The sequence below is a fragment of the Nocardia jiangsuensis genome, from assembly GCF_042650385.1.
GTDB lineage: Bacteria > Actinomycetota > Actinomycetes > Mycobacteriales > Mycobacteriaceae > Nocardia > Nocardia jiangsuensis.
Map to the genome: position 1 here is coordinate 59,827 of NZ_JBHSAX010000022.1, position 25,483 is coordinate 85,309.

Consider the following 25,483-nt stretch of genomic DNA (forward strand, 5'->3'; position numbering starts at 1 on the left):
TGCTTCTCCTCAGAGTTCGCGGGTGGTGCAGATCAGCGCCATGCCGTCGAGCAGGCGCAGTTCGGGCTCATCGATCCGGGCGCCCCGGATCCGGTCCCTGGCCTCGGTGACCCGCTCGGTGATCATGGCCTCGATCCGCTCGGCCGCGCCGGTGGCGCTGATCAGCGCGCGCGCCGCGGTGACGGCGGCGGCGTCCAGCGCGGGCGCGGCCAGCAGCTCGGCGAGGGCGCGGGCGGTGGCCGGGTCGGCCATCTCCTGGGCGGCCACCACGACGGTGGTGGCCTTGCGCTGGCCGAGGTCGCTGTCGGCGGGTTTGCCGGTGGTCTCGGCGCTGCCGTAGACGCCGAGCACGTCGTCGCGCAGCTGGAACGCCTCGCCGACCAGCGTGCCGTACCGGGAGAGCGCCTCGACCGTCTGCTCCTGGCAGCCGGCCATGAGCGCGCCGAGCTCCAGCGGCCTGCGCACGGTGTAGTTGCCGGACTTGGCGCGCGCGATGGCGAGCACCGACTCCAGCGTGGGGGTGACGCGGGCATCGTTCACCAGGTCGGCGAACTGCCCGAGCGCCAGCTCCACGCGCATCCGGTCGTACCGCGGCCACATGCGGGTCAGTGCGCGCTCGTCGATCCCGCTCTCGCGCAGCATGCGCTCGGACCAGACCAGGCAGAGGTCGCCGAGCAGGGTGGCGGCCGACTCGCCGAACCGGGCGGCGTCGCCGGGCAGCCCGAGCTCGCGGTGGTGCGCCGCGAAGGCGCGGTGCGCTGCGGGTTCGCCGCGGCGCAGCTCGGCCTCGTCCATGACGTCGTCCTGCAGCAGCGCGAAGGCCTGCAGCAGCTCCAGCGCGGCGGCGGCGCGCAGCGCGGCCGGGCTCGGGTCGGCGCCGCAGAGCCAGCCGAGGTACAGGAACATCGGCCGCAGGCACTTGCCGCCGAGCGCGTAATGCCGCAGAACGCCGTCCAGCGGGATTCCGCTGATCGGCTCCGGCTGGTTCCGCTGCACGAACGATTCGAGTTCGCGGGTCACCTCGGTGCGCACCCCGGCCCGCCAGCGAGGCGGCGAGCACTCCTCGCCGTCCGGCGTGGTCAGGAGGTGGTGCACCCGTTGTGGCTCGGAGAACACGGCACTCACTCGAACTCCTCGTCTGCGGTCGGGCTGGTCGTCATCGTATCGCAACGATGCACAAATGATGCATCGTGTGCGGGGCGTTCACCTACGTTTCGATACGTGCGCCGGGGCGGATGGGACCGTGTTGGGTAATTTTCTTAATCATCGATTTGCCCGGATTTCGCCGGGTGAACCCGCTGATTTCAGAGGCGACGACGGCAACCAGGGCTCGCCGTCGCGCCGAGCGCCGATCCCTTCATCGGCCCCGGTCGGGCCGCGCTCGAACAGTCGCTCGCCGGTTTCGAACCGGTGCCCGGCCTCAGGGCAGCGGGGCCGACCAGCGCAGCACGGTGCCCCCGCGCTCGCCCTTCTCCAGCCCGAAGGTGCCGCCCGCCTCCTCGGCCCTGGCGGCGAGGTTGGCCAAGCCGCTGTAGCGGCCGGTGCGGTCCGGAAGGCCGGTGCCGTCGTCGGTGATCAGGATGGTGGCGTCGTCGTCGACGGTGAGCACCACCGAGATGGCGGTGGCGCCCGCGTGCCGCACGGCATTGCTGACGCCCTCGCGCAGTACCGCCTCGACGTGGTCGGAGAGCGGCGGCCCGAGCACCGAGACCGGGCCGGCCAGCCGGACCGTGGTGCGCAGCCCGCTGTCCGCGGTGGTCTCGGAGACGATGCCGTGCAGCCGCTTGCGGAAGGTCGCGGAGTCGGCGGCGGTATTGCTCTGCAGGTCGAAGATGGAGTGCCGAATGTCCTGCACGATCGACTGCAGGTCGTTCACGGTGTCGGAGAGCCGGGTGCGGATCTCCGGGTTGTGCGAGCGCTGCACCGTCCCCTGCAGCGAGAGCCCGACGCTGAAGAGCCGCTGGATCACGTGGTCGTGCAGGTCGCGGGCGATCCGGTCGCGGTCGGAGAGCACGTCCAGCTCGCGCATCCGGCGCTGCTGCGCGGCCAGCCGCAGCGCGAGCGCCGCCTGCCCGGCGAAGGCCGTCATGATCGACTGCCCGGCGACGTCCAGCGGCGGCGCGCCGTGCGGGCGCAGCGTGGTGAGCACGCCGATCACGGTCGTCCCCGCGTGCAACGGCAGGATCAGCGCTGGCCCGAACGAGGTCTCGCGCGGGAAGAGCGGCGCGGGTGAGTAGTCGGCGACCGAGACCGGGCGCCGGTCCCGGAAGGCGGCGCCGGAGCGGGATTCGTCGATCGGGATGGTGCGCCCGGTGATCGGCCCGGAATCGGCGCCCGCGGCGGCGACCACCACCAGGTCGGTCACCTCATCGTGCGGGATGTCCGGGTCCTCGGGCAGCGCGAGGAAGGCGCAGGCGGCGCCGGTCAGGGTGAGCGCGCGGCGCACGATCAGCTCCAGCACCTCGTCCGGCTCACCGCCGGCCAGCAGCTCGGTGGCGACCTCCTGGGTGGCCTCCAGCCACTGCTGCCGGATCCGGGACTCCTCGTAGAGCCTGGCATTGGCGATCGCGATACCGGCCGCGGCGGCCAGCGCCCGCACCACCACCTCGTCGTCCTCGGTGAACTCCTGGCCGCCGCGCTTCTCGGTCAGGTAGAGGTTGCCGAACACCTCGTCGCGCACCTTCACCGGGACCCCGAGGAAGGTGCTCATCGGCGGGTGGTTGCGCGGGAACCCGACCGACCCGGCGTGCGCCGAGAGCTGCGCCAGCCGCAGCGGTTTCGGGTCCTCGATGAGCAGCCCGAGCACGCCGTGGCCGCGCGGGAGGTCGCCGATGAGCATCCGGCCGCGGTCATCGATGCCCTCGTACACGAACTCGGCGAGCTGTTTGCTGTCCTTGCCGGTCTCCCGCACGCCGAGCGCGCCGTAGCTCGCGTCCACCAGCTCGATGGCGGTGTGCACGATCGTGCGCAGCGTGTTGTCCAGGTCGAGGCCCGCGGTGACGACCAGCATGGCCTCCATGAGCCGGTCCATCTTGTCCCGGACGCCGACGATCTGGGTGATCCGCTCCTGCACCTCCAGCAGCAGCTCGTTCAGCCGCAGCTGGGAGAGGGCCTGGCCGACCGGGGTGTGGCCGTCCATCCGGTCGCCGCCCGCCCCGGCGCGGGGTTCAGCGTCCGTCACGGCCGAGTTTGGAGGCGAGGACCGCGGCCTGGGTGCGGCGTTCCACACCCAGCTTGGCGAGCAGCCGGGACACGTAGTTCTTCACCGTCTTCTCGGCCAGGAACATCTCGGCCGCGATCTGCCGGTTGGTGAGCCCCCTGCCGAGCAGCGCGAGCAGCGTGCGCTCCTGCTCGGTGAGGGTGGCGAGCGGCCCTGCCTTCTGCTCGGCCTGCGCCCGCAGCTTCGCCATCAGCGCGGCGGCGGCCCGGTTGTCGAGCAGCGACTTACCCGCGCCGACCGCGCGGATGGCGTCGACCAGCTCCAGCGTGCCGATGTCCTTGACGACGTAGCCGCTGGCCCCGGCCAGGATGGCGTCGAGCATGGCCTGCTCGTCGGTGAACGAGGTGAGGATCAGGCAGCGCAGCCCGGGCAGCTGGGAGAGCAGCTCGCGGCACAGCTCGATACCGTTGCCGTCCGGCAGCCGGACGTCGAGCACCGCGACGTCCGGGCGCAGCGCCGGGATCCGGGCCAGCGCGTGGGCCACGCTCTCCGCGCCGCCGACCATCTCCAGGTCCGGTTCGGCGTCGATCAGGTCGGCCAGCCCGCGCCGCACGATCTCGTGATCGTCGACCAGGAACACCCGGATCATCGCCGCCCCTCTCCTCGCACCGATTTCGATACCAGCATGACAGGCATAGCCCGGCGCCGGAGTGGAAGGGCGGGGTCGGAAGGGGACGAGCCGAGGAGGCACAGATGCGAGCACTGCGGTTGACGGCGTGGAAGTCCGATCCGGAGCTGGTCGAGGTGGATCAGCCGCACCCGGAGGCCGGTCAGGTGGTGGTGAAGGTCGGCGCGGCCGGGGCCTGCCACTCCGACCTGCACCTCATGCGCGACTTCTCCGACGACGGCCCGGTGCCCTGGCACCCGCCGTTCACGCTCGGCCACGAGAACGCCGGCTGGGTGCACGAGATCGGCTCCGGCGTCACGGGTTTCGAGGTCGGGCAGCCGGTCGCGGTGTACGGGCCGTGGGGCTGCGGGGTCTGCGCGCACTGCGCGCGCGGCTTCGACACCTACTGCGAGAACCCGGCGGCCGCCCCGGTGCCCGGTGGCGGCGGCGGGCTCGGCATGGACGGCGGCATGGCCGAGTACCTGCTGGTCCCGGCGGCAAGGCACCTGGTCCCGCTGCCGGACGGGCTCGACCCGCTGCGCGCCGCCCCGCTCACCGACGCCGCACTCACCCCCTACCACGCCATCCGCCGCTCCTCGGCCGAGCTGACCCCGGGCAGCACCGCCGTCGTGATCGGCGCCGGCGGGCTCGGGCACCTCGCCGTGCAGATCCTCACAGCGACGACCGCGGCGCGGGTGATCGCGGTCGACCTCCGCGCGGAGGCGCTCGAGCTCGCCGCCAGTGCCGGCGCGGACCACACCCTGCGCTCGGACGAGAACGCCGCGCAGGCCATCCGCGACGCCACCGGCGGGCACGGCGCCGACGCGATCTTCGACTGCGTCGGCACCGATCAGACGCTCGCGCTCGGCGCGGCGGCGGGCCGGGTGCTCGGCGACCTCACCGTGATCGGGATCGGCGGCGGCACCCTGCCGGTGTCGTTCTTCTCGGTGCCCTACGAGCTCTCCGTGCAGACCACCTACTGGGGCGGGCGCTACGAACTCGCCGAGGTGCTCGACCTCGCCGCACGCGGCCTGCTGCACGCCGAGACCACCACCTTCGCCCTGGACGACGCGGTCGAGGCCTACCACCGGCTGGAGCGCGGCGAGATCACCGGCCGGGCCGTCGTCGTGCCCTGACGAACCCGATTCGGGGACCTTCGGCCCTGAACACCGGCGGCGCGCGGGTGCACCCTGGACGGGTGATCGAAGGGGCAGTGAGCGATCGGAAAACACAGGCGGGCACGGCGGGGTGCCCGGACTCGGTGGTCGACGAGACCGTCGAGCGGCTCCGCGCGGAGTTCGAGGACCGGCTGGCGGCCGGGGCGATCGACGAGATCGTCCGGCGCTGTCTGAGCGACCTCGCCGGAATACCGGCGGGCTCGCTCCCGGAACTCGCCGAACGCTCCGCGCGGCAGCGGCTGCTGGAGGCGAGCGCGCCGCCGGGCCGGTGACCGCTATCGTGCTTCCATGCCGCCGGAATTCACCTTCAGGGCCACCAATACCGCGCATCGGCTGCTCACCAGGCTGACCTTCGGCAGGTTCGGGCACCGCATCGTCGGCATGCCCTCGCTCGAGCTCACCACCGTCGGCAGGCGGTCGGGGAAGGAGCACGCGGTGCTGCTCACCGCGCCGATCGCGGAGGACGGCGGCTACGTGGTGGTCGCCTCCAAGGCGGGCGAGGACAAGCACCCCGCGTGGTACCACAACCTGCTCGCGCGACCGGAGGTCACGGTCTCGGTGCAGGGCGGTCCGCGCACGCCCATGCGCGCCAGGGTCGCCGACCCCGCCGAGCGCGCCGAACTCTGGCCCCGGATCACCGCGGAGCACCCGATCTACGCGAACTACCAGACCCGCACCGACCGCGAGATCCCGCTGGTGCTGCTGACCCCGCGCGACCGCGCGTGACCGCGGTACGCACCGCCGCCATCCGCGGCGCCCGCCGCACCGAGGTGGCCGCCGTCGCGGAGCTGCTGGCCGCCGCCATGGCCGAGGACCCGCTCTCCCGCTGGCTGCACCCGGTCCCCGAGTGGCGCCTCGCCGAGCTGCGTGGGTCCTTCGAGGTGGAGATCGAGCGGGTGTGCCGGCCCGCGCTCGGCGCGCACGTGCTCGTCGACCCGGACGGCGCGCTGCTCGCCGCAGCGCTGTGGACCCCGCTGCCGTATCGGCTCTCCTGGCTCCAGCAGGCCCGGCTGCGCACCGCGCTGCGCGGGCTGCACGGCGAGCGCGATCCCTACCTGCAGCACGTCAGCGCCGCCACCTTCACCGCGGCCCCGCAGCGCCCGCACTGGCACCTGCTCGCCATCGGCACCGATCCCGCTGCCCGCGGGCATGGCCACGGCCGCGCCCTGCTCGACTTCGGCATCGCCCGCGCCGACGCCGAGGGGCTCCCCACGCACCTGGAGACCACCGAACCGGCCCGGATCGGCTTCTACGCGCGGGCCGGGTACCGGATCGCCGCCGAGGTCGACCTGCCCTACGGCGGCCCGCGCTCGACCATCCTCTGCCGCGAGGCGAGCTGACTCAGCCGTACTGCGCCAGCAGCAGCCCGATCATGCCGATCTCCCTGGTCTGCTCGGTGACCATCTCCCGCGCCGCCTGCTTGACCGGCCCCGCGGTGAGCAGGGCGTCGGCGCCGCGGGCCATGGTGACGCCGCCGTAGTGGTGGCGCTGCATGAGCCGCAGGAAGATGACCTCGGCCTCGCGGCCGCGGGCGGCGGCGAGCGCGTCCAGCTCGGCGCGGGTCGCCATACCCATCGACGTGTCGACGGGCTCGGTGGCGGCGACCGGGGCGCCGTGGTGACCGGTGCCCGGCTCGTGCAGCCACGCCATCGGCTGCGGATTGCTCGGCAGGGTGTTCGCCAGCCGGAGCCAGCCCAGCATGGTGCCGAGCTCGACCCGCTGGACGTCGTCGATCTGCCGGGCGAGCCGGGCGATCACCGGCGTGACGCCGGGGTCGAGGGACTGGACCATGAGCAGCGCCTGCTCGTGGTGCGCCGTCATGTCCTGCAGGAAGGCGATCTCGGTCGCGCTCAGGATCTCCCGCTCCGGTGCCCGGTCCGGGACGAAGAGCGGCCGGACGGCGGCGCCGAGCGTCACCAGCAGGGCGGCGAGCGCGACGAGCGCGGCGCCTGCGACGACGGAGCGGCGGTCCACCCCATGACGGTACCGTGCGCGGTGCATCGCGCACGGTGGAATCAGCTGCGGGCTCAGGGCTCCCAGGTGATCCGGCCACCCTGGAAGTCCTGGGCCTTGCCGTCGCGGAAGTCGTACTCGTCGCTGGTGGGGTAGCCGTAGCGGCCGCCGTCACCGCCCGCCGCCACCCACTTCTCGCGGAGCGCGCCCCACACCACGTGCGCGCCGGAGGCCGAGGCCCAGTAGATCGCGCCGCCGTTGAACAGGTTGTACTTGCCGCCGCGGGCGCCCGCCTGCTCGTCGGTGACCGGGAAGCCGAGCGCGCTGCCCTCCCAGCCGTAGCTGCCCCACTTGTCCCGGATCGAGCCGCTCACCTGGTGAGCGGCGGTGCCGACCGACCAGTAGACCGAGCCGCCCTGGAAGTGCGCGAACCGCCCGGTGTTGCCCGGGGTCGCGGCCTCGCGGGTGGCCGGGTAGCCGAGGAAGCCGCCCTCCGAGCCGAACTGGCCCCACTTCTCCCGGATCGGCCCGGTCACCGTCTGCGCACCGGTGGCCTCGGACCAGTAGACCGCGGCATTGCGCGCGAACCCCTGCCACTTGCCGCCGCGCGCCGCGTCCTGCTCCGGCCCGGTCGGCTCGCCCAGCGCGTCCACCCCGCCCGCCGCGTCGAACTCCACCTCGATCGCTCCGCCGACCTCGAACGGGCCCACCGGCCGCGCCCCCGCCGCCTGCGTTCCCGCCGCCAGCAGCAGTGCCGCCAGCGCGGCCGTCGTCGTCACCCTGGTCGCTCGCATGGAGTTGCCCTTCGCTGGTCGAATGGGGAGATCGGGGTTCAGGGTACCGAGGCGCCGCGGCGGCGGGAGTCAGTGCAACAGCTGACGCCAGTTCGCCGGGACCCGGTCGGCCGGGCCGGGCGCGGGCTGATCGGCCGGTTTGCTCTCCGGGGGTGCGAGCCGCGGGCCCTCGTACATCTGCTCGTCGCGGTAGTCGTAGTACCAGTCCTCGCCGGGCTCGAAACTGGTGATCAGCGGATGGCCGGTGGTGCCCGCGTGCGCGGTGGCGTGCTGGCCGGGGGAGGTGTCGCAGCAGCCGATGTGGCCGCAGGCGGCGCAGCGGCGCAGGTGGAACCACCAGCCGCCGTCGCGCTCGCACTCCAGGCAGCCGGTGCCGCTCGGCGGCGCGGCCGGGTCGATCGGGGAGGTTTCGCTCACCGCTTCATCAAACGCCGCTCGGCGGTTCCGGGCAACCGGTCGGCGAATCCTCAGACCAGGGCATCGGACCAGCGGGCGCGGATGGCGGCGACGGTCTGCTCCGGGGTCTGCGCGGAGGTGTCGAGGCGGAGGCCGACGGGTGGGGTGTGGTCGCGGAACTCGCGGTCGAACTCGGCTGGGGACCAGCCGCGGTAGCCGGTCTTGTCGCGGGCGGCGTCCCTGGCGGCGAGGGTCCGCGAGTCGGGCAGCAGCACGACGACGCGCAGCGGGTGGCCGGTGAGCAGGGTGCGCATCCGCGCCAGTGCGGGGCCGGGGTAGAGGTCCTGGAGCACCGGGGTGATCCCGGCGCCCGCGTAGCCGAGCGCGACCCCGGCGGCGAGCTGCTGCCGCAGGGCCAGCTGGGCCGTGGCCTCCGCGCCGAGCGGCGGTTCGGGCTCGGCGCGGCCGCTCACGATCCAGCGCCGGAAGGTGTCGCCGCGCACGTGTGCGGCGCGCGAGAGCGAGCGGGCCAGCAACTCGGCCACGGTGGACTTCCCGGCCGCCATGGCGCCGGTGATCAGGACGATCTCCGTGGTCATCCCCAGAGGTTAGTGGTGTGTTCTTTCGTCTGGACAGCGAATTTCGGTGCGACACTGCCCAGTATGAGCGATGGGGAGGTTCGCGAGCACGCCTGGCACATCGAGGAGCGGGAGTACCGCAGGCACGAGGAGCGGCGGGGGCGGCGGTTCGCCTACCCGGTGCTCGACCCCGCGCGGACCGCGCTGGTGGTGATCGACATGGTGCCCTTCCACGTCGCGGGCAACCCGTACTGCCGCGGCATCGTCGGCCGCGTCGCCGACCTCGCCGCCCGGCTGCGCACCGCGGGCGGGACCGTGGCCTGGGTGGTGCCCGCCGCCCGCCCGCCGCTCCCGCACGCCGTCGAATTCTTCGGCGCCGAGACGGCGGCGAGCTACGCCTGCTCCGGCGGCACCGGCCCCTCGGCGGAGCGGCTATGGCCCGGGCTCGGCGCCGGAGCCGGCGACCTCTACGCCGAGAAATCCGCCTACAGCGCCTTCTTCCCCGGCCGCAGCGACCTGCCGGAGCAGCTGGCCGCCCGCGGCATCGACACCGTGCTCATCGCGGGCACCGTGACCAATGTCTGCTGCGAGTCGTCGGCCAGGGACGCAGGCACCCTCGGTTACCGGGTGATCCTGCTCGCCGACGCCACCGCCGCGCGCCGCGACGCCGACCACAACGCCACCCTGCACGTGGTCTACCGCTCGTTCGGCGACGTCAGGGCGTGCGCCGAGATCGCCGAGCTGCTCGATCAGGCGGTCAGCGCGGCGCGCAGCGAAACCACCTGGGCGGCGATGTAGTCGCGGGCCACCCCGGTGTCGGCGGCCACCTCGTCGAAGCCGTGGAAGGCGCCGGGCACCTCCAGCACCCGCACCTCGACCCCGGCCGCGCGCAGCCGCTCGGCGTAGGCGAGATCCTCGGCGTGGAAGAGGTCGAGGGTGCCGACGCCGATCCAGGCCGGGGCGAGCCCGGCCAGGTCGGTGCGGCGCGCGGGCACGGCGGCGGCCGGGTCGGCACCGCCCAGGTAGGCCCGCCAGCCGAAGCGGTTGGCCGCGGTGTTCCACAGCCGGAAGGTGCCGGTCTCCAGCTCGGTGCCGGTGGAGCGGTCGTCGAGCATGGGGTAGGAGAGCACCTGGAGCACCGGCCGCACCCCGCCGCGGTCGCGCGCGGCGAAGGCGAGCGCGGCGGCGAGCCCGCCGCCGGCGCTGGCTCCCGCGACGGCGATCCGCTCCGGATCGATCTCCGGCTGTGCGCCGAGCCACTGCAGCGCGTCGTAGCAGTCGTCGAGCGCGGCGGGGTAGGGGTGCTCCGGCGCGAGCCGGTACTCCACCGCCGCGACCACCGCGTTCAGTTCGTCCGCGAAGGTGCGGCAGAGCCGGTCGTTCTGTCGCGCGGAGCCGAAAACGTAGCCGCCGCCGTGGATCCAGAGCAGCGCGGGCCCCGGCGCCGCGGCGAGTGTGGGGCGGTGCACCCGCACCGAGACGTGCTCGCCGATCTCGACGACCTCCGCCTGCCCCTCCGGGACGAGGTCGCCGAGCCTGCGCATCAGCGGCAGCGTCAGCGCGGTGACCGGCCGGCCCGGCAGCAGCCGCGCGTGCAGCCGCAGCTCCGGGTGGAAGGCGGAGGGGTCGAGCCGGGCGCGCACCGCGCCGAGCAGGGCGGCCGGGCCGCCGAGCAACCGTCCGGGTAGCGCCGTCATCTCGGCCCCTTCCCCGCCCTGGGATCGGACGGTGCGTCGTGGCCGGGTCGACCGGCGAACTCTCCGGGAAGTATGCCCGCTCGGCCCCGCCGCGGGGTGCGTTTCGCTGCGGTGGTCTGGCAGGCTGCACCGTGAGCGCTCGCCCCCGTGGGCGGCCCCGACAGGAAGCCGGTCCGCCCATGCCGCACGTGGAGATCAGCCACTTCCCCGCCGACCTCGACGCCGCCGCCCGCGCGCGGCTGGACGCCGACATCACCGCCGCCGTCACCCGCGCCTTCGGCGTCAGGGACGGCGCGGTCTCGATCGGGCTGGCCCCCGTGCCGAAGGAGGAGTGGACCGAGCGGATCCACCGCCCGCTCGTCACCGAGCGCGCCGATCCCGCCGGGCTGCTGCGCAGCCCCGACTACTGACGGCTCGCGCAACCGACGGTATCGCCCGCGGTCGCCGCGATCCGGGCGCCGCCACGTGGTCCGCGTCGAAGATCGCCGACCACTACAACACCCGACACGGAGGTGCGATGACCCCGACGACGACCGGCGCCGCCCTGCTGGCAGCCGTCCTGACCAGCACCGGAGCCGCGCTCACTGCCCCGGTGGCCGCGGCGGCGCCCGGCTGCGGCGACGCCGAGCTGGTCATGGCGCGCGGCACCGACTACTCGAGGCCGGTCGCCGAGAGCTGGGCGTCGGTGGACGACCCGACGGTCGGGCGCCCGCTGGACGCCGCCGTCCGCGCCGCCCGCCCGGAGCTGAACTGGACCCTCTACAACGTGTCCTACCCCGCCGACACCACCGGCCCGCGCTCGCGCGTGATCGGCGCCGTCGACCTCGTCGCGCACCTGGTCGTCCGGACCGTCGAGTGCCCGGCAACGCGGTTCGTGCTCGCTGGGTACTCGCAGGGAGCCGAGGTGCTCTCCAACGCGCTCGGCATGGGCAGCGACGACTTCCCGGCCACCGCCGTCATCCCGCCCGCGCTCGCCCCGCGGATCGCCGCCCTGCTGCTGTTCGCCAGCCCGGTCCACGTCTACAACACCGCCATCCCGGAGCCCTACGCCGCGCGCACCGCGCAGTACTGCGCGGCGCAGGACCCGGTCTGCAACCCGGCGTCCGCCCTGCCCCCCGACGCCGGATACGGGGCGCACACCCGCTACGGCGAAGCCGTCACCGCCGCCGCTGGTTTCGCGGCGGAGCGGCTCTAGGCGGCGGGGCTCGGGAGCCGTCGGCCCCCCCCGGTGCGCCGCGTCGGGCGGCCCGGATCCTTGGGCGCCACCAGTCCGCTGCCCCGCCGGTCGTCACCGGGACCGCGACTTCGGGCAACCCGAAGCGGGCGCGCACCGTCGCCGACCCCTTCCCGCCACCGGTCCAGGATCTGCTCCGCCACCTCGGCGGGGGTGCCGAGGACGAGCCGGTGCCCGCCCCTCGACCCGACCGACGATGTCGCGCAGCGCCGTCGAGCGGGGAGCCCGGAAGTCGCCTGCGATGGGAATTTCGGCGAAGACGGAGCGCGCGCAGTGCCGACGCCAGCATCGGTATCACCGAAGGGTGGCAGGTGGGCAATCGCTCAGCAGTCGCGGCTGGTCGATGCCGCCGTCCTGTTGCCCTCCCGCGCAGCGGATTCGATCGAGCCGGGTGCGGCACGTCGCGACCGTCAGGACGATATCGACGTACATCGAGCAGGCGATCGCCGGAGGTGCCGTCTCGGCGACACAGTGCTGCCACGGCGGGCCCCGCACCGGAAATGGGCCCCGATCGGCCGATACAGTGAGGGTCGTGACAACCACCGGCAGGCAGTACGGCGGTCGCGCGATCTCCGAGCGCAAGCAGGAGCGGCGCGCTCGCTTCATCGCAGCGGCGACCAGGTTGTTCGCTGAACGCGGGTACTCGCACTGCTCGCTCGCCGACGTCTGTACCGCCGCCGGGCTCTCCAAGCGCCAGTTCTACGAGGAGTTCGAGACCCGCGAGGACGTCCTGGTGGCCGCCTACGACCGGATCCAGGACGAGGCCGCCGCCGCCGTCGGCACCGCGCTCTCCCGCCTCGGCGCCGACACCGAACCGCGGGCAGGCCTCACCGCCGCCTTCACCGCCTACCTCGGCTCCATCGACGCCGACCCCCACCGCGCCAAGGTCGCCTTCCTCGAGGTGGTCGGGGTCAGCGAGCGCATGGAGCAGCACCGCCGCCAGCGGCGGCACGGGTGGAGCCTGCTCATCGAGATGGCCGTCGGGCCGATCGCCGGCCCCGGCGCGCACGTCCGCGGCGAACCCATGCTCGCCGCGGGCGCTCTGATCGGCGCGGTCAACGGCGTCGCGCACGAGTGGCTGCTCATGGATCCGCGCCCGCCCGTCGCCGACCTGGTCGACCTGCTCGTCCCGGTGGCGCTGGCGATCACGGTCCCCGCCGACCCGGATACGCGGTAGCGCGGCACCTGCTGTCCTGCGTTCGATGGACAACGGAGCCACTGTGTCCCGGGGTAGCCTGTCCGCCATATCAGCAGTGAACCGGCGGCAGCGGGCGATATCCCGCGTCCGACCGGACGCACCGGGGGAGCGGATGGCGTGGTCGATCGTGCGGTTGCCGGGCAGCGGATGACCGGGAGCGAGCGGACCTCGCGGACCGAACTCGGAACGATCGGAAGCATCCGCTGCGGCATCGCCCGGACCAGCACGCCGTGGGTCCTGCCCTTCGACACCATCGTGGCCTCGGTCGGCACGGGGCTGGGCGGGCTCGCGTCGGCCATTCGCCGACAGTTTCCGGACGCCGCCTGGTTCTCGATCGACTTCGGTGCGATCACACCGGAGCGGCCGGGGCTCCTGAAGATTTCGGTAGCCGACTCGGGAACCTCTGCACTCCGGCGGCTGATCCTGGCGACGCCGCACGATGTGAACTCGGGGTATTCGGTCAGCACTGCGGCCATCGAGTCGGCGACCGACAGCGCCATCAGGCTGGCGGTCCGGAACGGGGCTCGTCGGCTGGCGATACCGCTGTTGGCCACCGGTAACCTGGGAACTCCGATGGCGCCGATCTCCGCAATCGTCGTCCCGGTTGTCCTGGAAGCGCTGAACTCGCCCGCCAATGACGCTTTGATCAGCGTCGACTTCCTTTGTCAGGAAGCGGACGTAGCTGCTCGGATCGCCGATGATTTCCGGTCGACGGCGCGATCCCGATCGTTCGCCTGGAACCCCGCGCCGACGGTGAACGACACAGGTCCGGTCGAACCCGGGCCAACGCCCGTCGACCTCGCGGGTGGTGTGTCGAGGGACTACGTGGATCCCACCATCGGAATAGCACTGCACGAAGACCGTCTCGGAATGAGCCCGTATGCCGCCATGCTCGCCACCGTGATCGCGGAACAGCAGACACCACTGCCGTTGTCCGTCGGTATCTTCGGCGAGTGGGGCTCCGGCAAGAGCTATTTCATGGGGCTGCTGCGCGGGCAGATCGAGGCACTGAGTGGTTCGGATACCGACCGCTACTGCGAGCGAATCGTGCAGATCGGGTTTAATGCCTGGCATTACTCGGATTCCAACCTGTGGGCCAGCCTCGGCGACGAGATCTTCCGGCAGCTGGCGGAATCACCGTCGGCACCGGGCGAGGCCGAACGCCTCCGCGTTGAGTTCGCGAGGAAGACCGATCAGCGTGCGCAACTCGAGTTCGCGACCGCGCAGGCGCGGGTGGCCGCCGCCGAGCTGGAGGCCGAGGTCGACGCGGCCATGGCGCATCGTCAGGTGGCCGGCCGGAATGTGGTCACCGCGCTGCTGGCCTCGCCCACCTTCGGGCGGCGGATGGACGGAGTCTGGCGCGGGCTCGGGGTCGCTGACCGGGTGGAGCAGGCGAAGCTCTTCACGGCCGAGTTGCGTGGAACCCTGGGTGAGGCGGATGCCTTGCGCAGAACCGGCGCCGATCGCGTCGGACGGATCGCGTTGTCCGTCGCGGCGATCGCGATGATCGCCACCGCCGCCGCACTGCTCATCCCGCAGGTGCGCGAATGGGTGGTCGCCCTGTTCGGAGTTGTCACCCTGGTCACCGGCGGCGCGGGCTACAGCCGGCTGACCCGCGCGCACAGCAGCCTGCGCGAACTCCGCGCGATGACCGAGGAGGTGCGGGCAGGGGCGGCCGCGGCCACCGGCGACGACCCGGAGGTCGCGGCGAAGCTCGCGGAGCTGCGGAAGGCCGAGGCCGACCACCGAGTCGCCCAGGCGCAGCTCGAGGAGGTCATAGCCCAGGTAGGGGAGCTCGGCGGTCAGCTGGCCCAGCTCACCCCGGGCCGGAGGCTCTACACCTTTCTCGCTGAACGCGCGCGCAGCGATTCCTACACCCGCAACCTGGGGCTTGCCTCGACCATTCGCAAGGACCTCCAGCAACTGGTGGAGCTGATGCAGGAATGGCGGACGAATCCCGGGGATTCCGGCGCGCCCTGGCAGCCCGCCGATCGCATCGTGCTCTACATCGACGATCTCGACCGCTGCCGCCCGGATCAGGTGGTCGACGTCCTGCAAGCGGTGCATCTGCTGCTGGCGTTCGAGCTCTTCGTCGTGGTGGTCGGCGTGGATCCCCGCTGGCTGATGCACTCCCTGCGCAGCGAGTACGCGAACCTCCTGCATGAATCCGTGACCGAGGACGCGGGGTCCGACCGGCATACTCCGGAGGACTACCTGGAGAAGATCCTCAACATTCCCTTGATCCTGCCCGGCATGCCTTCGGGGAGCGTGGAGCGGCTGCTTCGGTCGTTCGGTGCGGACGGCGGGCGCGCGGTTTCCGTCGCCGACCCTGCGCCGGAGTTGCCCGATGCCGTGTCCGAAGTGCCGGAGGGCGTTGTCGACGCGGAGCGAATCACGATCGAGGCGGGCGCGGACCTCGATCCGGCGCGAACGGCGAGCGTCCCGCCGGAGCCGCTCACCGAACCGGAGATCGCGCTCTTGGCGGCGATGGAATCACTGATCGGGACACCCAGGGAGGCGAAGCGGCTGGTCAACCTCTACCGCATGATTCGGTCCACCCGCGACCTCTCCCCGGCCTCGCGCTTCCTCGGCCTCGACGGTGACCCGGGGGAGTACCAAGCCGTAATCCTGCTTCTCGCCCTGCTCACCGCGCACGCACGGCTGCTGGGGGCGGTGCTCGACACCCGGCCCGATGTGGGCGGTGAGATCCGCGGTGGCCTCGCACACCGGGGGGCCGATACGGTGTGGACCGACTTCGTCGCCGATCTGGAGCCCCGCAGAACGGAGACCGGATGGGCTACGCGGGTGGCCGGAGACTGTTCGGCGGGACAGGTGCCACACTGGATCCACCTGCATCGGGGGATGCTGCGCCTCTCCGCCCTTGTTGCCCTCGCGGATCTCTCCACCCTGCACCTCTGGCTACCGCGAGTCCGGTGCTTCTCCTACGTCCTGGTCGCGGCCGAATCGAAAGGTCGCGCGGATGATCACCGCTGATGCACCTCGTGCCCGCTCACGATGGAGATCCGGTTGAACGCGTTGATCGCGATGGCGATCCAGGCGACGGCGGCGAACTGGTCGTCGTCGAGGTGCTCGCGGGCCGCCGCGTAGGCGCGCTCCTGCTCGTCGTGCGGCGGTAGCGTCGTCACGGCCTCGGCCAGGGTGAGCGCCGCGCGCTCCCGCTCGGTGTAGATCGCCGCCTCCCGCCAGGCCGACAGCACGTGCAGCCGCTGCTCGGTCTCGCCCGCCTCGCGCGCGGCTCTCGTATGCACGTCCAAGCAGCGCGCACACCCGTTCAGCTGGGAGATCCGCACGTTCACCAGCTCGACCAGGTGCCGATCCAGCCCCGCCCGCTTCGCCGCCTGCTTGGCCGCGAACGCGACCCCCACCTGCGTCTTGTAGACAGCCGGGCTCTGCTCGTCGATCTGAATACGGTCACTCATGTCGGGCGCCCGGCTGCTGGTCGGAAGTCACCTTGGCATGATCGCGCACGGCGCGGAAGGCGCGGGTGAGGGCGGGGATGTCGGCGGGGTCGATGCGGTCGAGGAGCGTTTCGCGGACGGCGGCGACGTGCCCGGGGCTCGCGGCGGCGAGTTCGGCGGCGCCGGTGTCGGTGAGCTCGGCCCAGGCGCCGCGGCGGTCGGATTCGCAGTCGGCGCGGCGGACCCGGCCGGAGTGCTCGAGCCGGGTGACGGCGCGGGTGATGCCGCTGCGGCTGGTGCTGCTGGCGTCGGCGAGCGCGCTCATGCGCAGCCGCCGGTCGGGGGCCTCGGCGAGCAGGACCAGGATCTCGTAGTCGGCGAAGGCGATGCCCGCGTCGGTGGTCAGTTGTCTGTCGAGGTCGCGGAAGAGCAGGCGGGTCGCGTCGAGGTAGGCCCGCCAGAGCTCGTTCTCGTCGGTGTCGAGCCACCGTGTCGCGTTCACGTCCTCCAGCGTACGCGCAGTGGTTGACAAGGCAACGATACCGAGTACTGTGCAAGTAGTTGACAAAGCAACGAACTCGGAATCGAGGCACCGTGTCCGCTCCCACCACCCCGCAGATCGACGTCCGCCGCGCAGGCGACCGGCTGAAGACCCGGATCGGCTGGCTCGACTCCAAGCACTCCTTCTCCTTCGGGCAGCACTACGACCCGGCGAACACCCACCACGGCCTGCTGCTGGTGAACAACGACGACATCGTCACGCCGGGCATGGGCTTCGACACGCACCCGCACCGGGACATGGAGATCGTCACCTGGGTGCTCCGCGGTTCCCTGGTGCACCAGGACTCCACCGGCCACTCCGGGGTGATCTACCCCGGCCTGGCGCAGCGGATGAGCGCGGGCACCGGCATCCTGCACTCGGAGAAGAACGACTCCTGGCGGTTCTCCGGCGCGACCGGGTCGTTCGCGCAGCAGCACGACGAGCCGGTGCACTTCGTGCAGATGTGGGTGCTGCCGGACGAGTCCGGGATCACCCCCGGCTACGAGCAGCTGGAGATCGACGACGCGCTGCTCTCCGGCGGGCTGGTACCGGTGGCCTCGGGGATGAAGGAGTACGCCGGCCACTCCGCCATCCGGATCGCGAACAAGTACGCCACCATGCACGTGGCGCGGCTCGGCGCGGGGGACGCGCCGATCACGCTGCCGGACGCGCCGTTCCTGCACCTGTTCGTCGCGCGCGGCGCGGTCGAGCTGGAGGGGACGGGGCCGCTGGCCGAGGGCGACTCGGTGCGGTTCACCGGCGCGGGCGGGCAGCGGTTGAGCGCCTCCGGCGAGGCCGAGGTGATCGTGTGGGAGATGCACGCGACCATCGGGTGAACCGGTGCACGCGGCACCGGGCGTGCGCGGTGGGCTCGCTCAGCCGATCCGCAGGACCCCCGTGATCGTGCCCTGCAGCATGCGTCCGTCCGGCAGGATCAGCGGCGACATCTGCAGCGGGTCGTTCATCACCGTCCCCGGCGCGGGAGAGTCCGCGAGCACCGCGCCGGTGGCCGGATCCAGCACCGTGACCGAGAAGCCATCGGCCGGGGTGGCGGTATCCGGCCCGTGCCGGGTGAGGGTGTAGAGCAGGCCGTCGGCGGTGGACAGGTGCGGTACCGCCGCGCTGCGAATCCCGCTGTCCCACACCGTGTGACACCCCGCTTCGTCGATGTCGACCCGGGTCATGCCGCCGGTGAAGGGCGCGGAGGCCGGCAGCGCCGGTCCGGCGTCCCCGGGAACGGCGGGGTACGGGTACCCGTACGTTCCGGCGACGAAGACCGAGCGCCCCGCCCCGATCGGCGAATTCTCGCTGCCCGGCCCGCCCGCGGTCAGCACCGGCTGCGCGCAGACCATCTCGCCGGTGCCGGAGCGGAAAACGAGTACCCGCACACCGCCGTCGGCATTGTCGACGACGGTCAGGTACTCGGCGCCGGTCCCGGGGCCGAAATAGGTCGGCGTGGAGCCGGTTCCGTGGCTGAGCTGCCCCGGCTTGCGGGCGGAGCCCCGATCGTACGGCGCGCGCCACGCGATCCGTGGCACCCCGTCGGCGGCGGTCAGCTCGTAGAGCGCGTGCGTGGTCGCCACCGCGACGTGGCCGTCCGGCGCCGCCGAGATACTGTTCGCGACCTGCTCGCCGAGCTGGACGGCACCGGTGCGGCCCGCCGGTGTGAGTACCCCGACGACGCCCTTCCCGGTGGCGAACCAGACATTCCCTGACCAGTCCGGCACCAGCCCGGTCACGCTGTCGCCCAGCGGAATCGCGGCGGAGAGGTCGGTGCGCTCTGCGATCTCCAGCCGCCGGCGGCCGTCGGCGTCGCGGCGGTGCGCCACCCGGACCAGCGCGCGATCGCCGTCCACCGCCACGAGCCGGTCGTCCTGGTCCAGGTAGGCGTACACCCCGCCGAGCAGGCTGCCCTTCGCCAGCGGGAGCGCGGCCAGCGAGCCGTGCTCGGGGTCGAGCAGGTGCACCGTCGGCACCTGCCCGGCGATACTCGTGCAGAGCGCGACCACCAGCCCGTCGCGGCCCTGCAGCAGCGTCGGGCAGGCGGCGGCCAGCGGGTCCGCGCGCACCGTGAGCGGCCGGGTGCCGGGGCCGGGATACGGTGTGGTGTCGGAGGATTCGGCATCACCGTGCATGGTCGCCGAGCCGGCCGGGCCGAGGAACGGGTGCTGCGGCGAGCCCGACGGCCAGGCATGCGCCACCCCCGGCGCGGCCAGCAGGCAGGCGACGGCAGCGAGGACGAGCGAACGCATGGGACGCAGCCTAGGGTGCCTGCCGCTCGCGCACCGCTGCCGCCCCGGTGCGAACCGCACCCCCGAGCGCCGCGGCGCGCGAGCCGCGAACCCGGCACCTGCGAAGGTGCCCGGCCGCGCCCGGGAAGGTGTGCGACACTCGCCGGCCCGCGAAGAACGACCCCGCCGCCCCCCGACGGTGCGGCGGGATCGGGTCAGTACGCGCCCTCGCCCTCGGCGACCGCCCGCAGCGTGCGGGTGATGATCCAGAGATCGAGCACCATGGACCAGTTCTCCACGTAGGAGATGTCCAGCTCCACCGATTCCTCGGGGGAGAGGTCCGAACGCCCGCTGACCTGCCACAGCCCGGTGACACCCGGCCGCACCAGCAGCCGGCGCCGCATGACGCCGTCGTAGGAGTGCACCTCGCGGCGTACCTGCGGGCGCGGCCCGACCACGCTCATCTCCCGGCGCAGCACATTGAAGAACTGCGGCAGCTCGTCCAGGCTGTATTTGCGCAGGAACCGCCCGACGGGGGTGACCCGCGGATCGTTCTTGATCTTGAAAAAGAGCGGATTCCCGCCGTTCTCCGAGATCAGCGTGTGCACGTGTTTGTCCGCGTGCACGTACATGCTGCGGAACTTGATCATCCGGAACGGCCGGCCGTCCATGCCGATCCGCTCGGAGAGGTAGAAGATCGGGCCGTGGCTGGTGAACTTCACCGCCGCGGCGATCAGCAGCAGGATCGGCGAGATCGCGAGCAGCACCAGCATCGAGAAGCAGAAGTCGAAGATCGCCTTGCGCAGCGAGAGCGCGCGGTCGTATTGCGGGCGCTCGATGTGCAGCATCGGCATGCCTGCCAGCACCTGGCTCGACATCCTGGTGCCGGAGACGTCCATGATCCCGGCCGCGACGATCAGCTCCGCGCCGAAGGCGTCGAGATCCCAGGCCAGGTGCCGGATGTCGCGCGGGCCGAGCCGGTCGGTCGCCATCACGACGACGGTGTCGGCGCCGGTGCGCCGCGCCGCCCTGATCACCGAGCGGTCGTCGCCGACGATCGGGATCTCCCGCCCGCCGACCGTGATCGAGCCGGGCTCGTCGGGGTTCGGCCCGGCCGCGGTGCAGACCCCGACGACGTGGTAGCCGTACATGTGGTTGCGGTCGAAGTTGTGCGCGATGGCACGCGCCGACTCCGGCCCGCCGACGACGAGCACCGAGTGCCGGTACCGGCCGAGCGCGCGGTGCCTGGCGGCGCGCCTGCGCCAGGCGGCGCGGGTGCCGACCAGCCCGGCCAGCCCCACCGGCAGCGCCACCGCGAGGTAGTCGTGCGCGGCGTCGGCGCGCAGCACGAAGGAACCGATCGCGAGCGCGCCGAACAGGTGCAGCGTCACCGACAGCAACCGCCGGTACTCCTCGTTCCCGCTGCCGACGGTGCGGTGGAAGCGAGTGTCCTTCCAGCCGAGCGCGATCGACCAGGCGACGAAGACGGCGGCCGAGAGCCCGATCGCGGCGGCGCCGAAGTCCGGCGCCCAGGCCAGCGGGCGCGCTGCCGTGAAATCCACATCGACCAGCTGGGCCAGCAGCGTTCCCGCGGCGATGGCCAGCATGTCGGTGACGACGAGCCGTCTGACGTAGCCGAGGCGCCAGCGGTCCCGCTCGCCGGGGCGGGCGGAGAGGTGGCGCAGGTCGACGGCACCGCCGGTGCCGGTGAGCTCGAGAACCATGTGTGAAACAACCTGCTTGAAGCTTGAAGCGCTAATTCTTCGCAACCGTAGGAAAACGAAGAATTCAGAGGACCCAGCCCGTCCGGCGGCGTCGCGACGGTGCGAATCGAAACCGGGCCGATCTGTTGCGAAGATATTGCCCCCGATGATCGCCGGGCACAACCCGTAGGAGCCAGGTCACAGCCGCATACTGATCGGTATGAGGTGAGCCGGTACGCGCGTACGGAAATTCGCAGGCGGGCCGGGATGCGCTCCGCCCCCGGTGATCCCGGACACCGCTCGCCGGGCCCGGTAACTCGAAACAAGCTGTTCGGGGATTTCGGGGCGGAATCGGTCAGTCTTCGGGTCGCGCGGGGCGCACGGTGATGCTACTTTTTGTCCCGGTCGGTAGAGAAGTGACTTCTCGGGCTGCGGGGCGCCGCCGGCGGGATTGTTGTTTCGATGTGGAGCCCGTGTGCGTTGTCGTCTGTGTGATTCGCTCAGCTTGACCAGTGTGGTCGACCTGGGAGCCACACCCCCCTGTGAGAAGTTCCTGTCCGCCGCCGAGCTCGATCTGCCCGAGCCCACGTACCCCCTGCACCTGCGGGTCTGCGAGGAATGCCTGCTGCTGCAGATTCCGGCGCTGATCACCCCGGAGGAGACCTTCACCGAGTACGCGTATTTCTCCTCGTACTCGGACAGCTGGGTGCGGCACGCGAAGACCTTCGTCGAGGACGCGGTGCTCCGGCTCGGCCTGACCGGCGATTCCTTCGTGGTCGAGGTGGCGAGCAACGACGGTTATCTGCTGCGCAATGTGGTCGCGGCGGGCGTGCCCTGCCTGGGAATCGAGCCGTCGGTGAATGTCGGCGCGGCCGCCCGCGAGGCCGGTGTGCCGACGCTGACCGCATTCCTGGACGAAGAGCTGGCCGAAAAGGTCAGGGCCGAACACGGCCCGGCCGATCTGGTGGTGGCGAACAATGTCTACGCCCATATTCCGGACCTGCGCGGTTTCACCCACGCGCTCCGCGGACTGGTCGCCGACGACGGCTGGATCTCGATCGAGGTGCACCACGCGCTGAATCTGGTCCGCTACGGCCAATTCGACACCATCTATCACGAGCATTTCCAGTACTACACGCTGCTCGCGGCGCAGCGCGCGCTCGCGGTGGCCGGCCTCGCGGTGGCCGACGTCGAGCTGCTGCCGACGCACGGCGGTTCGCTGCGGATCTGGGCCCGCCCGGAGGCGGTGGCCGAGCCGACCGAGCGGGTCGCCGAGCTGCTCGCGCTGGAGGCCGCGGCCGGGCTGCACACCGTCGCGGGCTACACCGTGCTGCGTACCAGGGCCGAGGAGGTCCGCCACGACCTGCTCCGCTTCCTGCTCGACGAGCGGGCCGCGGGCCGGACGGTGGTCGGCTACGGCGCCCCGGGCAAGGGGAACACGCTGCTCAACTGGTGCGGGATCCGCCCCGATCTGCTGGCCTACACGGTCGATCGCAACCCCTACAAGCACGGGAAATTCACCCCGGGGACCCGCATCCCGATCCACTCGCCCGAGCGGATCGACGAGGACCGGCCCGACGTGGTCGTCGTCCTGCCCTGGAATCTCGAGACGGAGCTGACCGCGCAGTTGCGGCACATCGGCCAGTGGGGCGGCCGGCTGGTCTTCCCGCTGCCGACCGTGCGCGTGGTCGATCCGGTTGACACGGAGGTCGGCACCCGATGAAGGTCGTTCTGTTCTGTGGCGGCTACGGCATGCGCATGCGCAACAGCGACAACGACATGGTCCCCAAGCCCATGCAGATGGTCGGGCCGCGGCCGCTGATCTGGCACGTCATGCGGTACTACGCGCACTACGGCCACACCGAGTTCATCCTCTGCCTCGGCTACGGCGCGCACCACATCAAGAACTTCTTCCTGAGCTACCAGGAGACGATGTCGAACGACTTCGTCATCCGCGGCGGCGAGGTCGAGCTGCTCGACTCCGACATCGCGGACTGGACCATCACCTTCGTCGACACCGGGCTGGAGTCGGCGATCGGGGAGCGGCTGCGCCGGGTGCGCACGCACCTGGACGGCGACGAGATGTTCCTGGCCAACTACTCCGACGTACTCACCGACGCCCCGCTGGACGAGGTCGTCGGGCGCTTCGAGCAGTCGGGCGCGGCGGCCTCGATGCTGATCGTGCCGCCGCAGTCGTCGTTCCACTGCGTGGACGTGCTGCCGAACGGCGAGGTCAAGCAGATCACCCCGGTGGCCAAGCTGCCGATCTGGGAGAACGGCGGCTACTTCGTGCTCACCCAGGAGATCTTCGACCACCTGCCCGCCGGCGGCGACCTGGTCGAGGACGCCTGCGGCGCGCTGGCCTCCCAGGGCAGGCTCTTCGGCTACCAGCACTTCGGCTTCTGGAAGCCGGCCGACACCTTCAAGGAGCGCGCCGAGCTGGACACCGGGTACCACCGCGGCGACCGGCCCTGGATGGTCTGGGAGCGTCCGGCGTCGTGATCGCGCTGGTACCCGCGCGGCTCACCGAGATCGCGCTGCTCGGCGCGCACTGCGACGACATCGCGATCGGCGCCGGTGCGACGCTGCTGACGCTGGCGCGCGCCCACCCCGGGCTCCGGGTGCGCGCGCTCGTCCTCTCCGGCGGCGGCACGGCACGCGAAGCCGAGGAGCGCGCCGCGCTCGAATCGTTCTGCCCCGGCGCCGATCTGACGCTGACCGTGCTCGACGTGCCGGACGGGCGGGTGCCCGCGCACTGGGCCCGGGTGAAGGACGCGCTGGCCGCGTTCCGCCGGAGCACCGAGCCGGAGCTGGTCTTCGCGCCGCACCGCGGCGACGCGCACCAGGACCACCGGACCCTTGCCGAGCTGGTGCCGACCGAGTTCCGTAACCATCTGGTGCTCGGTTACGAGATCCCCAAGTGGGAGACGGATACTCCGCGCCCGACGGCGCTGCATCCGGTCGCGCCGGAGGTGGCCGCCGAGAAGGCGGCGCTGCTGGCGCGGCACTACCCCTCGCAGGCACAGCGGCACTGGTTCGACACCGAGTTGTTCCTGGGGCTGGCGAGGCTGCGCGGGGTGCAGTGCTATGCGCCGTACGCCGAAGGTTTTCTGCTGGACAAGATCGTGCTCGATGTGGGAAGTGGGTAGGGCGATGCGGGTTCTCGTCACCGGGCACCAGGGGTACCTCGGCACCGTGATGGTGCCGCTGCTGCAGGCCGGAGGGCACGAGGTGACCGGCCTGGACACCGGATACTTCGCCGACTGCGTGCTCGGCGCGGCGCCGCAGGACCCGCCCGGCATCCCGGTCGACCTGCGCGACGTCACCGCCGCGCAGCTGGCCGGTTTCGACGCGGTGATCCACCTGGCCGCGCTCTCCAACGACCCGCTGGGCGCGCTGGTCCCGGAGATCACGCACGACATCAACCACCACGCCTCGGTGCGGCTGGCCCGGCTGGCCAAGGAGGCGGGCGTGCGCCGCTTCCTCTACGCCTCCACCTGCTCGGTCTACGGCTCGGCCGGGGACGGCCTGGTCGACGAGTCGGCGCCGCTGCGCCCGCTCACCCCGTACGCGGAGAGCAAGGTGCGGGTCGAGGACGACGTCGCCGCCATCGCCGACGACGGCTTCGCGCCGGTCTTCCTGCGCAATGCCACCGCCTTCGGCTTCTCGCCCCGGCTGCGCGCCGACATCGTGCTCAACAACCTGGTCGGCCATGCGGTGCTGAGCGGCGTGGTCAAGGTGCTCTCGGACGGCACCCCGTGGCGGCCGCTGGTGCACGCCGAGGACATCGCGGAGGCGTTCGCGGTGTGCCTGGAGGCCCCGGTCGAGGCCATTCATTGCCGTGCCTACAACATCGGCACCGAGCGGAACAACCGCACGGTGGCCGAGATCGCGAACGCGGTGGCCGACGTGGTTCCCGGCGCCGAAGTCGTCATCACCGGGGAATCCGGCGCCGACCCGCGCTCGTACCGGGTCGATTTCGCCGCCGCCCGGCGCGACCTCGGCTTCGAGGCACGCTGGAGCATTCCGGACGGCGCCGCCCAGCTCTACCGCGAGTACCGCGACCGCGGGCTGACCGCCGACGCCTTCGGCTCCACCTTCGTCCGGCTGGCGACGCTGCGCGCGCTCGGCGAGCGCGGGCTGATCGACGCCGAGCTGCGCCGGGTCAGAACCGATGCGTGAGCCGCTCGGCGGCCAGCAGCTCGCGCCAGCTGCCCGCCGCCCGGTCCCGGGGGGAGACCACGGTGACCGGCTGCGGCCAGGTCAGCGCGAGGTCGGGGTCGTCGTGCGCCACCGCGAGGTCCTCGCCGGGGTCGTGCGGGCGGTCGATGCGGTAGCAGACATCGGCGGTCTCGGTCAGCGCCTGGAAGCCGTGCAGGAAGCCGGGCGGCACGTAGAGGTGCCGGAAGCCGCTGTCGTCGAGCAGGAATGCCCGGCTGCGGCCGAAGGTGGGGGAGTCCGGCCGGATGTCGACCAGGATGTCGTGCACCGCGCCGTGCGCGCAGCGCACCAGCTTGGCCTCGCCGCGGCCGCGCCGCCCGTGCAGCCCGCGGACGACGCCGCGCACCGAGCGGGACTGCGAGTCCTGCGCGAACGTCGCGCTCACGCCCGCGCCCACCTCGGCGTCGAAGAGTTCGGCGTCGAAGGTGCGGGTGAAGAAGCCCCGCTCGTCGTGGAAGGGCTTCGGGGTCAGCAGGAGGACGCCGGAGAGCTCGGTCCGCTCGATACGCACCG

The 25,483-nt window shown here is 72.2% G+C and carries 27 protein-coding genes; 14 read left to right on the forward strand and 13 right to left on the reverse strand.

Annotated features, from left to right (window positions below; translation table 11 throughout):
• Window positions 1–9 precede the first annotated feature (9 nt).
• The 3 genes from ACFO0B_RS26405 to ACFO0B_RS26415 form a co-directional block, all read right to left on the reverse strand.
• On the reverse strand, window positions 10–1,125 hold the full coding sequence (locus ACFO0B_RS26405) for a polyprenyl synthetase family protein (protein ID WP_378615459.1): 1,116 nt from the start codon (window positions 1,123–1,125) through the stop codon (window positions 10–12).
• A 295-nt stretch (window positions 1,126–1,420) separates the two neighbouring features.
• Window positions 1,421–3,139 carry a sensor histidine kinase gene (locus ACFO0B_RS26410; RefSeq protein ID WP_378615866.1) on the reverse strand — a complete coding sequence of 573 codons (1,719 nt, stop codon included), beginning with the start codon at window positions 3,137–3,139 and terminating at the stop codon, window positions 1,421–1,423.
• A gap of 28 nt (window positions 3,140–3,167) precedes the next feature.
• Window positions 3,168–3,809 (reverse strand): response regulator transcription factor, encoded by a 642-nt coding sequence (locus ACFO0B_RS26415; RefSeq protein WP_378615461.1) that lies wholly within the window; start codon window positions 3,807–3,809, stop codon window positions 3,168–3,170.
• A gap of 104 nt (window positions 3,810–3,913) precedes the next feature.
• Here ACFO0B_RS26415 and ACFO0B_RS26420 point away from each other — a divergent pair, with 104 nt between their 5' ends.
• The 4 genes from ACFO0B_RS26420 (at window position 3,914) to ACFO0B_RS26435 (ending at window position 6,345) form a co-directional block, all read left to right on the forward strand.
• On the forward strand, window positions 3,914–4,963 hold the full coding sequence (locus ACFO0B_RS26420; RefSeq protein ID WP_378615463.1) for an NAD(P)-dependent alcohol dehydrogenase: 1,050 nt from the start codon (window positions 3,914–3,916) through the stop codon (window positions 4,961–4,963).
• Between the two features lie 62 nt (window positions 4,964–5,025).
• Window positions 5,026–5,277 (forward strand): hypothetical protein, encoded by a 252-nt coding sequence (locus tag ACFO0B_RS26425; RefSeq protein ID WP_378615465.1) that lies wholly within the window; start codon window positions 5,026–5,028, stop codon window positions 5,275–5,277.
• A 16-nt stretch (window positions 5,278–5,293) separates the two neighbouring features.
• Entirely contained in the window at window positions 5,294–5,731 is a 438-nt protein-coding gene (locus ACFO0B_RS26430) for a nitroreductase/quinone reductase family protein (RefSeq protein WP_378615467.1), read from the forward strand.
• Window positions 5,728–6,345 carry a GNAT family N-acetyltransferase gene (locus tag ACFO0B_RS26435; RefSeq protein ID WP_378615469.1) on the forward strand — a complete coding sequence of 206 codons (618 nt, stop codon included), beginning with the start codon at window positions 5,728–5,730 and terminating at the stop codon, window positions 6,343–6,345. Before ACFO0B_RS26430 ends, ACFO0B_RS26435 begins: the two co-directional genes overlap by 4 nt.
• Before the next feature lies 1 nt (window position 6,346).
• Here the strand turns inward: ACFO0B_RS26435 and ACFO0B_RS26440 are convergent, their stop codons facing one another.
• The 4 genes from ACFO0B_RS26440 to ACFO0B_RS26455 all read right to left on the reverse strand — a co-directional run bounded on the left by ACFO0B_RS26440 (window position 6,347) and on the right by ACFO0B_RS26455 (window position 8,747).
• Entirely contained in the window at window positions 6,347–6,979 is a 633-nt protein-coding gene (locus ACFO0B_RS26440; RefSeq protein ID WP_378615471.1) for a DUF305 domain-containing protein, read from the reverse strand.
• Window positions 6,980–7,032: 53 nt separating this feature from the next.
• Window positions 7,033–7,752 carry an LGFP repeat-containing protein gene (locus ACFO0B_RS26445; RefSeq protein WP_378615473.1) on the reverse strand — a complete coding sequence of 240 codons (720 nt, stop codon included), beginning with the start codon at window positions 7,750–7,752 and terminating at the stop codon, window positions 7,033–7,035.
• Between the two features lie 69 nt (window positions 7,753–7,821).
• Complete coding sequence (locus tag ACFO0B_RS26450; protein WP_378615475.1) at window positions 7,822–8,169, reverse strand: UBP-type zinc finger domain-containing protein; 348 nt, start codon at window positions 8,167–8,169, stop codon at window positions 7,822–7,824.
• A 50-nt stretch (window positions 8,170–8,219) separates the two neighbouring features.
• Entirely contained in the window at window positions 8,220–8,747 is a 528-nt protein-coding gene (locus ACFO0B_RS26455) for an AAA family ATPase (RefSeq protein WP_378615477.1), read from the reverse strand.
• Window positions 8,748–8,810: 63 nt separating this feature from the next.
• Between ACFO0B_RS26455 and ACFO0B_RS26460 the strand changes: the two genes are divergently transcribed.
• Entirely contained in the window at window positions 8,811–9,524 is a 714-nt protein-coding gene (locus tag ACFO0B_RS26460; RefSeq protein WP_378615479.1) for an isochorismatase family protein, read from the forward strand.
• On the opposite strand, the gene ACFO0B_RS26465 is transcribed toward ACFO0B_RS26460, so the two are convergent.
• On the reverse strand, window positions 9,476–10,423 hold the full coding sequence (locus tag ACFO0B_RS26465) for an alpha/beta hydrolase (protein ID WP_378615481.1): 948 nt from the start codon (window positions 10,421–10,423) through the stop codon (window positions 9,476–9,478). The genes ACFO0B_RS26460 and ACFO0B_RS26465 overlap by 49 nt on opposite strands.
• A gap of 179 nt (window positions 10,424–10,602) precedes the next feature.
• Here ACFO0B_RS26465 and ACFO0B_RS26470 point away from each other — a divergent pair, with 179 nt between their 5' ends.
• The 4 genes from ACFO0B_RS26470 (at window position 10,603) to ACFO0B_RS26485 (ending at window position 15,849) form a co-directional block, all read left to right on the forward strand.
• Window positions 10,603–10,833: a hypothetical protein gene (locus ACFO0B_RS26470; protein ID WP_378615483.1), complete on the forward strand. Its 231-nt coding sequence runs from the start codon at window positions 10,603–10,605 to the stop codon at window positions 10,831–10,833.
• 107 nt (window positions 10,834–10,940) lie between these two features.
• Window positions 10,941–11,618: a cutinase family protein gene (locus ACFO0B_RS26475; protein ID WP_378615485.1), complete on the forward strand. Its 678-nt coding sequence runs from the start codon at window positions 10,941–10,943 to the stop codon at window positions 11,616–11,618.
• Between the two features lie 571 nt (window positions 11,619–12,189).
• Window positions 12,190–12,834 carry a TetR/AcrR family transcriptional regulator gene (locus ACFO0B_RS26480; protein ID WP_378615487.1) on the forward strand — a complete coding sequence of 215 codons (645 nt, stop codon included), beginning with the start codon at window positions 12,190–12,192 and terminating at the stop codon, window positions 12,832–12,834.
• Window positions 12,835–12,972: 138 nt separating this feature from the next.
• On the forward strand, window positions 12,973–15,849 hold the full coding sequence (locus ACFO0B_RS26485) for a P-loop NTPase fold protein (RefSeq protein ID WP_378615489.1): 2,877 nt from the start codon (window positions 12,973–12,975) through the stop codon (window positions 15,847–15,849).
• Here the strand turns inward: ACFO0B_RS26485 and ACFO0B_RS26490 are convergent.
• Both ACFO0B_RS26490 and ACFO0B_RS26495 read right to left on the reverse strand, forming a co-directional pair.
• Window positions 15,840–16,295: a carboxymuconolactone decarboxylase family protein gene (locus ACFO0B_RS26490; protein WP_378615491.1), complete on the reverse strand. Its 456-nt coding sequence runs from the start codon at window positions 16,293–16,295 to the stop codon at window positions 15,840–15,842. The genes ACFO0B_RS26485 and ACFO0B_RS26490 overlap by 10 nt on opposite strands.
• Window positions 16,288–16,776 (reverse strand): MarR family winged helix-turn-helix transcriptional regulator, encoded by a 489-nt coding sequence (locus ACFO0B_RS26495; RefSeq protein ID WP_378615493.1) that lies wholly within the window; start codon window positions 16,774–16,776, stop codon window positions 16,288–16,290. The genes ACFO0B_RS26490 and ACFO0B_RS26495 overlap by 8 nt, the downstream gene beginning before the upstream one ends.
• A 92-nt stretch (window positions 16,777–16,868) precedes the next feature.
• Between ACFO0B_RS26495 and ACFO0B_RS26500 the strand changes: the two genes are divergently transcribed.
• Entirely contained in the window at window positions 16,869–17,651 is a 783-nt protein-coding gene (locus ACFO0B_RS26500) for a pirin family protein (protein WP_378615495.1), read from the forward strand.
• A 39-nt stretch (window positions 17,652–17,690) separates the two neighbouring features.
• Here the strand turns inward: ACFO0B_RS26500 and ACFO0B_RS26505 are convergent, their stop codons facing one another.
• Window positions 17,691–19,067, reverse strand: a complete 1,377-nt coding sequence (locus ACFO0B_RS26505) for a hypothetical protein (RefSeq protein WP_378615497.1) — start codon at window positions 19,065–19,067, stop codon at window positions 17,691–17,693.
• Window positions 19,068–19,261: 194 nt separating this feature from the next.
• The gene (locus tag ACFO0B_RS26510; RefSeq protein WP_378615499.1) at window positions 19,262–20,770 is read right to left on the reverse strand and encodes a sugar transferase; all 1,509 of its coding nucleotides are present in this window, start codon (window positions 20,768–20,770) and stop codon (window positions 19,262–19,264) included.
• Between the two features lie 454 nt (window positions 20,771–21,224).
• Between ACFO0B_RS26510 and ACFO0B_RS26515 the strand changes: the two genes are divergently transcribed.
• The 4 genes from ACFO0B_RS26515 to ACFO0B_RS26530 are packed head-to-tail and all read left to right on the forward strand — an operon-like array spanning window position 21,225 to window position 24,931.
• Window positions 21,225–22,472 (forward strand): methyltransferase domain-containing protein, encoded by a 1,248-nt coding sequence (locus ACFO0B_RS26515; RefSeq protein WP_378615501.1) that lies wholly within the window; start codon window positions 21,225–21,227, stop codon window positions 22,470–22,472.
• Window positions 22,469–23,251, forward strand: a complete 783-nt coding sequence (locus ACFO0B_RS26520; RefSeq protein ID WP_378615503.1) for a glucose-1-phosphate cytidylyltransferase — start codon at window positions 22,469–22,471, stop codon at window positions 23,249–23,251. The genes ACFO0B_RS26515 and ACFO0B_RS26520 overlap by 4 nt, the downstream gene beginning before the upstream one ends.
• Window positions 23,248–23,898 (forward strand): PIG-L deacetylase family protein, encoded by a 651-nt coding sequence (locus ACFO0B_RS26525; protein WP_378615505.1) that lies wholly within the window; start codon window positions 23,248–23,250, stop codon window positions 23,896–23,898. The genes ACFO0B_RS26520 and ACFO0B_RS26525 overlap by 4 nt, the downstream gene beginning before the upstream one ends.
• Window positions 23,899–23,902: 4 nt before the next feature.
• Window positions 23,903–24,931 (forward strand): NAD-dependent epimerase/dehydratase family protein, encoded by a 1,029-nt coding sequence (locus ACFO0B_RS26530; protein ID WP_378615507.1) that lies wholly within the window; start codon window positions 23,903–23,905, stop codon window positions 24,929–24,931.
• Here ACFO0B_RS26530 and rfbC read toward each other — a convergent pair.
• The gene (gene rfbC / locus ACFO0B_RS26535) at window positions 24,915–25,481 is read right to left on the reverse strand and encodes a dTDP-4-dehydrorhamnose 3,5-epimerase (protein WP_378615509.1); all 567 of its coding nucleotides are present in this window, start codon (window positions 25,479–25,481) and stop codon (window positions 24,915–24,917) included. The genes ACFO0B_RS26530 and rfbC overlap by 17 nt on opposite strands.
• Window positions 25,482–25,483: the final 2 nt, after the last annotated feature.